General features: G+C 39.9%; 9 protein-coding genes. 4 read left to right on the forward strand and 5 right to left on the reverse strand.

Translation table 11 applies throughout. The annotated features are described in order from the left end of the window. On the forward strand, positions 1-182 hold a 182-nt coding region (locus tag J7E63_RS27795; protein ID WP_215018393.1), incomplete at its 5' end, for a hypothetical protein. Here J7E63_RS27795 and J7E63_RS27800 read toward each other — a convergent pair. The 4 genes from J7E63_RS27800 to J7E63_RS27815 all read right to left on the reverse strand — a co-directional run bounded on the left by J7E63_RS27800 (position 144) and on the right by J7E63_RS27815 (position 3459). After that, complete coding sequence (locus tag J7E63_RS27800; RefSeq protein ID WP_215018396.1) at positions 144-887, reverse strand: ABC transporter ATP-binding protein; 744 nt, start codon at positions 885-887, stop codon at positions 144-146. The two genes, J7E63_RS27795 and J7E63_RS27800, sit on opposite strands and share 39 nt — an antisense overlap. Then, entirely contained in the window at positions 884-1582 is a 699-nt protein-coding gene (locus tag J7E63_RS27805; protein WP_215018397.1) for an ABC transporter permease, read from the reverse strand. The genes J7E63_RS27800 and J7E63_RS27805 overlap by 4 nt, the downstream gene beginning before the upstream one ends. Positions 1583-1651: 69 nt before the next feature. After that, complete coding sequence (locus J7E63_RS27810) at positions 1652-2518, reverse strand: ABC transporter substrate-binding protein (RefSeq protein WP_215018399.1); 867 nt, start codon at positions 2516-2518, stop codon at positions 1652-1654. After that, positions 2512-3459 carry a substrate-binding domain-containing protein gene (locus tag J7E63_RS27815; RefSeq protein WP_215018400.1) on the reverse strand — a complete coding sequence of 316 codons (948 nt, stop codon included), beginning with the start codon at positions 3457-3459 and terminating at the stop codon, positions 2512-2514. Before J7E63_RS27815 ends, J7E63_RS27810 begins: the two co-directional genes overlap by 7 nt. Before the next feature lie 239 nt (positions 3460-3698). On the opposite strand from J7E63_RS27815, the gene J7E63_RS27820 reads away from it, so the two are divergent. Then, on the forward strand, positions 3699-4361 hold the full coding sequence (locus tag J7E63_RS27820; protein ID WP_215018402.1) for an FMN-dependent NADH-azoreductase: 663 nt from the start codon (positions 3699-3701) through the stop codon (positions 4359-4361). A gap of 167 nt (positions 4362-4528) precedes the next feature. Here the strand turns inward: J7E63_RS27820 and J7E63_RS27825 are convergent, their stop codons facing one another. Next, the gene (locus tag J7E63_RS27825; protein WP_215018403.1) at positions 4529-5311 is read right to left on the reverse strand and encodes an undecaprenyl-diphosphate phosphatase; all 783 of its coding nucleotides are present in this window, start codon (positions 5309-5311) and stop codon (positions 4529-4531) included. A gap of 204 nt (positions 5312-5515) precedes the next feature. On the opposite strand from J7E63_RS27825, the gene J7E63_RS27830 reads away from it, so the two are divergent. Further along, positions 5516-6280: a DUF4931 domain-containing protein gene (locus tag J7E63_RS27830; RefSeq protein ID WP_215018405.1), complete on the forward strand. Its 765-nt coding sequence runs from the start codon at positions 5516-5518 to the stop codon at positions 6278-6280. 104 nt (positions 6281-6384) lie between these two features. Continuing rightward, positions 6385-7554: an FtsW/RodA/SpoVE family cell cycle protein gene (locus tag J7E63_RS27835; protein WP_215018407.1), complete on the forward strand. Its 1170-nt coding sequence runs from the start codon at positions 6385-6387 to the stop codon at positions 7552-7554. Positions 7555-7601: the final 47 nt, after the last annotated feature.

Genomic DNA, 7601 nt, shown 5'->3' on the forward strand with positions numbered 1-7601 from the left:
AATTTAGAGTGGGGGCCTTGACAGTTTCGTTCATATCAGGAGGCTCCCCGGACCGCCCGCGGAAAGCGAGCGCCTGGAGCGGAAATCAACAGCCAAGGTTAACAGAACCAAAAGAAAAAACAGCTCCAAACCGGAACTGTCAATTAACGTGCAACGGGGTAAAACTTTTTCCACTCATTTAGGAAGGATGCAGTGGAGGAATTCGGATGTTCTAGGACGCGTGGGGTTAGTCCCACTTGTTTCACTTCACCATTTACAATGATTGCAAGCTGTTTCGTGAGATAATTGACCTCCATCAGATCATGGCTGACAAAGACAGCCGTTGTCTTGGCATCTTCAATAATTTGCTTGAAATCTTCCATTAACCTAATTTTTGTTGGAAAATCTAAAGCGGAAAAAGGTTCATCTAAAAACAGAATCTCTGGTTCAACAATCATCGCCCGCGCTAAGTTGACCCGTTGTGCCTCGCCGCCGGATAAATAAAGCGCATTTTTTTTCGCCAAATGACTGATCCCAAATAACTCCATCCAGTGCCCCACTTTTTCCTTGATAATCGATTTGGAGACTTTTCTTAAGGTTAGACCTATCGCAATGTTATGAAAAACAGTTCCATCTAACAGTAAGGACTGCTGGAGAGCAATGGAGAATTTCCTTCTCAGCTCAAGCGGTGCATTCCCCTTAGGAATGGCCTGTCCTCGGTAAAGGATTTCACCACTATTTTGTTGCTCAAGAAACGCCAGCACCTTTAGCAGCGTACTTTTCCCCGCACCATTTGGTCCCATGATGCCCAGAAATTCCCCCGTCTGAATCTGAAATTCAGGAATATCAAGAATGGTTCTATTATGGGCTTTATAGGTAATGTTCTTCAGCTCAATTAAAGGGTTCATGATATTCGCTTCCTTTGCTGTAAAAATGTTAACGCTGCCGTAATCAACAGGGCAACCGATAATAATATGAACGATAGTGCTAAGGCAATATCAAAGTTCCCCTTTGAAACTTCCATCACAATCGTCGTTGTTAAAATGCGCGTGTCTCCTTGGATATTTCCGCCGACCATCATCGCAGCACCAACCTCAGCGATGACCCGGCCAAAGCCAGCCATTATTGCCGCCAATATGGCAATTTTTAATTGTTTAATGAGAATCCATAAGGTCTGCAGTTTTGTTGCTCCAAGTGCTTTAATTTGTAGAAGCATTTTTTCACTAATTTGCTGAAATGCTGTGCAGGTTAGACTGGTGACAATCGGCAAACTCACTAATATTTGTGCCATCACAATCGCTGTTGGTGAATAAAGCAGGGTGAGGTCTCCGAGCGGCCCCGAGCGCCACAACAGCATCGTAATCCAAAGTCCGGCAACAACAGGAGGCAGCCCTAAACCAATATTGATGAATAATAATAGAAGTCTGCGGCCTTTGAATCTAGTTAATCCAAGAAAAATGCCAAACGGCAATCCTATCAAGGTACTAATCAGGATGGAAATTAGACAAACTTTAAGAGTGAGCCAGGTAATCGCAAATACTTCCTGATCACCAGAAAGGAGCATCTCTATCGCTTTTTTTAGTCCATCAATGAGTAGTTCCATTTAAAGTGCCTCCAGGATTTTCTATAGCTTTATAAACAGAAGGACCCTTAAAAAAAGGGCCTTAAACTACTATTCTGTATACTTCATAAATAATGATTGGCCGTATTCTTTCTTACCGAATTCTTCAATTACATCTTGTGTTTTCGCATCTACCATAAATTCTACAAATTTTTTGGCATCTTTGCTATTAATTTTGTCATGTTTTTCAGGATTTACTTGCATCACGTGGTAAATGTTCATTAAATCTTTGCCGCCTTCAACGACGATTTGAAGGGTATCTAAATTTTTCTCTTGTGCCAGCCATGTAGCGCGGTCAGTTAAGACGTAGCCTTTTTTCTCTGCTGCCACTTGTAAAGTTTGCCCCATGCCTTGTCCAGTTGAAACGTACCATTCCCCAGCGGGTTTAATGCTTGCCGCCGCCCAGATACCAAGTTCTTTTTTATGTGTGCCAGAATCGTCACCTCGTGAAACGAAGGTAGCTTTCGAATCAGACAATTTTTTGAAAGCTGCGTTAATGTCATCACCGCTGACACCTGCTGGATTTTCCTTTGGTCCTACGAGGATAAAATCATTGTACATCACGCGTTTGTAGTTTATGGCATCGCCGGCATCAACAACTGCCTTTTCAGCTGCTGGAGCATGAACTAGAAGGGCATCTGCTTCCCCTTTTGTTCCCATTTCTAATGCCTGCCCTGTACCAACTGCAATGGTTTTTACTTTTACATTGTGTTCTTTTTCAAACATTGGGATCAATACATCTAGTAAGCCGCTGTCCTGTGTGCTTGTTGTTGTGGCAAGGATCATTTCAGTTGGTGCTGCATTAGGTTCAGTCTTTTTTACTTTTTCTGCTGAATCATTTGTGTCAGAATTTCCGCACGCGGCTAAAATTAATAGCATCAGCGCCAATAAGAATCCAAGATAACGATTTTTTAACATGTTTTTGTTTCCTCCGTTTGAATAGTTTGATAGGTGATTTTTCCTAATTCTGATATATCATAACCTTCTAAATCCGTTAAACTGTCTTTGAAACTAGCAGATTGTAAATACTGAATTAGGTCTGTTAAACTTTGTTTATTTTCAGAGGTAAAGCGGAAAACAAGGTCAAAATGTTCTTTCGCTACAGGGATGAAGTCCAATCCTAAATGGCTTGCAGCCGACTGAATTCCGAAGGTGACATCAGCCATGCCCCTGCTAATGTACGAGGCAGCAGATAAATGGTTCCACTCCTCCTTGCTATACCCGCTAATTTTACTAGGATCAATTCCATAGCTGGAAAGCCTTGAGTCAAGTAAAAATCGTGTTCCAGCCCCTTTCTGGCGATTAACAAATTGAACATCATTTCTCGTCAGGTCAGGAAAATCATGAATATTTTTCGGATTGCCTTTTGCGACTATAAAACCTTGTTGTCTTGCCGCTAATCTAAGCACCAAAATTGATTCGTATACAAAAAGTTGATGAATGAATGGCAGATTATATTCTTGTGAGTTTGGATCCAATAGATGAATAGCAGCAATATCACATTGTTCCCGGTATAGCATCATTAACCCTTCAAGACTGCCTATGTACGAAGGCTGGATTTGCAAGTTTAATGCTGTAGCTGCTTGTTTTGCAAAATGTTCGACTAAAAAGTCGTGACTGCCGGTTAATCGAATGGATTGGGCCGGATTACTTGGAGTCCCTGTAGGTTCAGAAGGACCTTTTTTGGCAGGAACCTTCGTGCTTTCTTTAAATCTTTCCAGCTCAGCTTGTTCAATTCTCATTTTGTTTCCAATCTTAAATGCCTGCAGCTCACCTCTTTTAATTAACTCATAAACCGTATGTTTTGAGATTTGAAAGATTTGGGCTACTTCATCGGGTGTATATGCCTTCTCATCCATAAGTCACCCTCCTTTTTCCAGTTTTTATTTTATAAAAAGAATAGCATAATAAAAGTCACTTTTGTTAAGTTTTGTTGAGTTTCGTTAAGTTTTGTTTGGGATTGTCATGGGTTGTTCAAATAACAATCTAGTTTTCACAAGATTTTCACAAACTTCACTTATTGTTCAATCGTGAGCATAGTGAAATATTGTACTATAAGGAGAGAATATTAAATTTGCGAAAAAGGGGACGGAACTAAATGTCTAAGCTTCTATATATAACAGCAAATCCAAAAGATGATAGTAAACTTTCAAAAGGAATGCAAATTGGGGAAGTGTTTCTAGAAGCGTTCAAAAAGGAACAGCCTGATGTGGAAATTGAGCATATGCACTTATATAGTATGGATATCCCTGAGATTGATATGGATTTACTTTATGCACGTGCAAAACTATCATTTATGGGCTATACAAAAGATCAGCTTACCGAAGGAGAGCTGACGAAACTAGAAAAAATGCATGCGCTGGCAGACCGTTTTATTGATGCGGATTACTATGTGTTTGTTACACCGATATGGAACCTTGGTGCACCCGCCATTTTAAAATCCTTCATGGATTGCTTATTTATTGCAGGGAAAACATTTACTTACTCTGAACACGGTGCAGAGGGACTTCTTACCGGAAGAAAGGCCATTCATATTCAAACACGCGGAGGCATTTATTCCATCGGCCGAATGGTTGATTTTGAAATGGGTGACCGTTATTTGAGTAAAGCCCTTGAATTCCTTGGCTTTGAATTAATGGAAACGGTATTTGCCGAGGGAATGGATCATAATCCAAAGATGATTCCTGAAATTATGGCAAAAGCTAAGGAACAAGCAGCAAAAGCAGCTAAAGAAATGGCAAAATTGCCTGTTTCATTATAAAAAAGAGCGACTCGAGTGCTATCGAGTCGCTTTTTCGTTGCTTTTTATAAATATCGCATGAGTTCTCATCCTATTTGCGAAAACCCATTTTTGTTTGCGAAACTAGGGCCTTTGTTTGCGAAACCAGCACTTTTGTTTGCGAATCTATTTTTCTGAACCTTAACTCACTAAAATTTACCTGTAAATTGGAAAACTAACACAAGTACGCCTAATGCCCAAACATAAATTGCAAATGGTTTTAAGGAATGATTTTTCAAATAGCCAATCATCCACTTAACGGCAACATAACCGAAGACAGCAGAAGCGACAATACCAACGAGCAATGCCGACAAGGAGATTTCTTCACCTTGACCGCTGAGTAAATCCTTCGTTTGCAGGACAATCGCGCCAGCAATGGCTGGTGTGGACAATAAGAAGGAAAAATAAGCGGCTGTTTCACGATCTAATTTTCGCCAAAGCGCGGCAACGATCGTCATTCCTGATCGTGAAATCGCAGGCATAATCGCAACGGCCTGAAAGGTACCGATAATGAGGGCATCTTTATAGCTAATCTCATCCATTTTCTTGTAGCCATTTTTCGCTGAATCAGCGAGCCACAGAAAAACACCCGTAATTAAAAACTCCCAGCCAATCGTAACCCCAGTTTTCGAAATCTCATCGATATAATCTTTAAACGCAAGTCCAAAGATTACCGCTGGGATGGTTCCAATGATCAACAAAAAGGTTAACTTACTAAACGGGTTTTTGATAATTTTTATAAATTCTTCCTTATAAAAAACAAAAACAGCCAGCAATGTACCGACATGAAGCATCGTATCGAGTAAGAGTCCGGCTTCCTGTAAGCCGAATAAATTTCTTCCTAAATAAAGATGGCCAGTACTGCTGATCGGCAAGAATTCGGTTAAACCTTGGATAATCCCCAGAATTAGTGCTTCTAATTTTGTTAACATAGTTACCCTCACATTCTAAAGAAATGTTAAGCCTGTACATTTAAAAGATATGCTAAAATTACCTATTTAATGAAAACCTATTCTGTTTTAGGATTCCTTTTCCAATTAGGCAATGAAAATATCTAATGTCTAAACAAAATAAGTGCAATTGGATGGCATCCTCCCATAAAATAGAAATATACTCGTTCGAGAGGAGAAACGCATTTGGAAAATTCACATCTTCATTTTAATACGTCGATCGGTGTTATGAAGCCCGAAAATATTCGAAACAAAGACCAGGCCTGTCCATTTTGCGAAAGAGATCAACTAACGAACCTCATCGCTGTGGACGAACCGATTATTCTTTTGAAAAATAAATATCCTGTTTTAGAACAAACCTATCAAACGGTGTTAATTGAAACGGATGATTGTCATGGTGAATTATCGACCTACCCAAAAGAGCATTTACATAAATTGATGAGATTTGGAATCAAGCATTGGTTAGCTATGGAGGAAACTGGACGCTATCAATCTGTGATCTTCTTCAAAAACCATGGACCTTTGTCAGGAGGTACGCTCTCCCATCCTCATATGCAAATCATTGGATTGGATGATATTGATTATAAAGAGAAGGTAACCCATGAAATGTTTGAAGGGATTGTAATTGATGAAACAGCGGAAGCCCGGTTTACGCTGTCGACAAAGCCCCGTGTCGGATTTTATGAATTCAATATTGAAATGGATGATTCGTGTTACCAGGAAAAGTTTTCGGATTACCTGCAAACGGCTGTTCATTATATTTTGAACCATTTTCCATTCAAAGCAACGAGCTATAATTTGTTTTTCCATCATATTGAAAATAAAATCTATGCAAAGGTTGTTTCGCGCTTTGTGACCACTCCGCTTTATATTGGATACGGCATTCCACAGGTTCCAAGTAATCTGGAATGGATGGCAAGGGAGTTGCAGCGGATCTACTTTAGAGAATAAACATTCTTATGTAAATTAAACCATTCACAGTTTAGAAGTTGTGATTTGCTGATAATAAAAATATAATGAAGGAATGCAGCATTTCATAGTAAGGTGGAACTGATATGACTTCAAATAACGACAAAACTTCAAAACTTGATTACAATCTTGTTTTTATATTGATATTACTGTTTTTAGCGAGCTGTTTAGCAATTTATAGTGCGCAGGCAAGCGGACAATACAAGGAGAACTTTTTAATCAAGCAAATTGTTTGGTATGTGGTTGGTGGAGGGATAATCACTGGGGTTATGACCCTCGATTCAGATCAACTCCGAAAGCTTACCTGGTATGCTTATGGGTTTGGAATACTTATGCTTGGATTTTTAATTGTTGCCCCGGAAAGTATCGCACCAGTTATCAATGGGGCGAAAAACTGGTTTAAGGTTCCTGGCATTGGTACCATCCAACCATCTGAGTTTGTTAAAATCTTCATTATATTGGCTCTTGCGCGCGTAATTGAAGATCATCACCTCAAGACCCAGATAAAAACGATGCAAACGGATTTTTGGCTGTTAGTTAAGCTTGGCATTGTAACCATGGTCCCGTTAGCACTTATTATCAAGCAGGACTTAGGGACATCGCTCGTGTTCTTAGCGATATTATTAGGAATGATCTTTATTTCGGGGATTTCGTGGAAGCTGCTCACACCATTGTTTGCAGTAGGTATAGCGCTAATTGGGACGATTTTTTATTTTGTATTATGGCACCCAGAAGTCTTGGAAAAGTACCTTGGGGTGGGCCAATATCAGCTTCGTCGGATTTATTCTTGGCTAGATCCATATAGTTACCAAGGATCGGACGCCTATCAGTTGACAAAATCATTACTTGCGATCGGTTCAGGCCAAACGGGCGGTAAAGGACTGGGAAATCGCGAAGTTTATCTGCCGGAAAGCCAAACGGATTTTATTTTTAGTGTCGTTGGCGAAGAATATGGCTTTATTGGGGCAAGTGTGTTGATTAGTCTGTTTTTCTTATTGGTTTATCATATTACCAAGGTCGGAATGGAAACAAAGAATAATTTTTATACGTATATTTGCGTAGGGGTCATCAGCATGATCACCTTCCACGTCTTCCAGAATATTGGGATGACGATTGGTGTTCTGCCGATTACGGGTATTCCATTACCGTTTATCAGTTATGGCGGCAGCGCCTTAATGGGGAACATGTTCGGGCTCGGCCTAATCTTTTCGATTCGCTACCATTATAAAAAGTACATGTTTTCGACAACAGCTTAATATAGAAAAAAGAGCGACGTGGGTTCGAGACTGCTGAAAATATAAAC

The organism is Bacillus sp. ISL-75, assembly GCF_018613095.1.

What these genes read in the sequence shown, in the direction of transcription:
- J7E63_RS27800 (WP_215018396.1), bottom strand. Translation starts at nt 887, where the DNA reads ATGAACCCTTTAATTGAGCTGAAGAACATTACCTATAAAGCCCATAAT.
- J7E63_RS27805 (WP_215018397.1), bottom strand. Translation starts at nt 1,582, where the DNA reads ATGGAACTACTCATTGATGGACTAAAAAAAGCGATAGAGATGCTCCTT.
- J7E63_RS27810 (WP_215018399.1), bottom strand. Translation starts at nt 2,518, where the DNA reads ATGTTAAAAAATCGTTATCTTGGATTCTTATTGGCGCTGATGCTATTA.
- J7E63_RS27815 (WP_215018400.1), bottom strand. Translation starts at nt 3,459, where the DNA reads ATGGATGAGAAGGCATATACACCCGATGAAGTAGCCCAAATCTTTCAA.
- J7E63_RS27820 (WP_215018402.1), top strand. Translation starts at nt 3,699, where the DNA reads ATGTCTAAGCTTCTATATATAACAGCAAATCCAAAAGATGATAGTAAA.
- J7E63_RS27825 (WP_215018403.1), bottom strand. Translation starts at nt 5,311, where the DNA reads ATGTTAACAAAATTAGAAGCACTAATTCTGGGGATTATCCAAGGTTTA.
- J7E63_RS27835 (WP_215018407.1), top strand. Translation starts at nt 6,385, where the DNA reads ATGACTTCAAATAACGACAAAACTTCAAAACTTGATTACAATCTTGTT.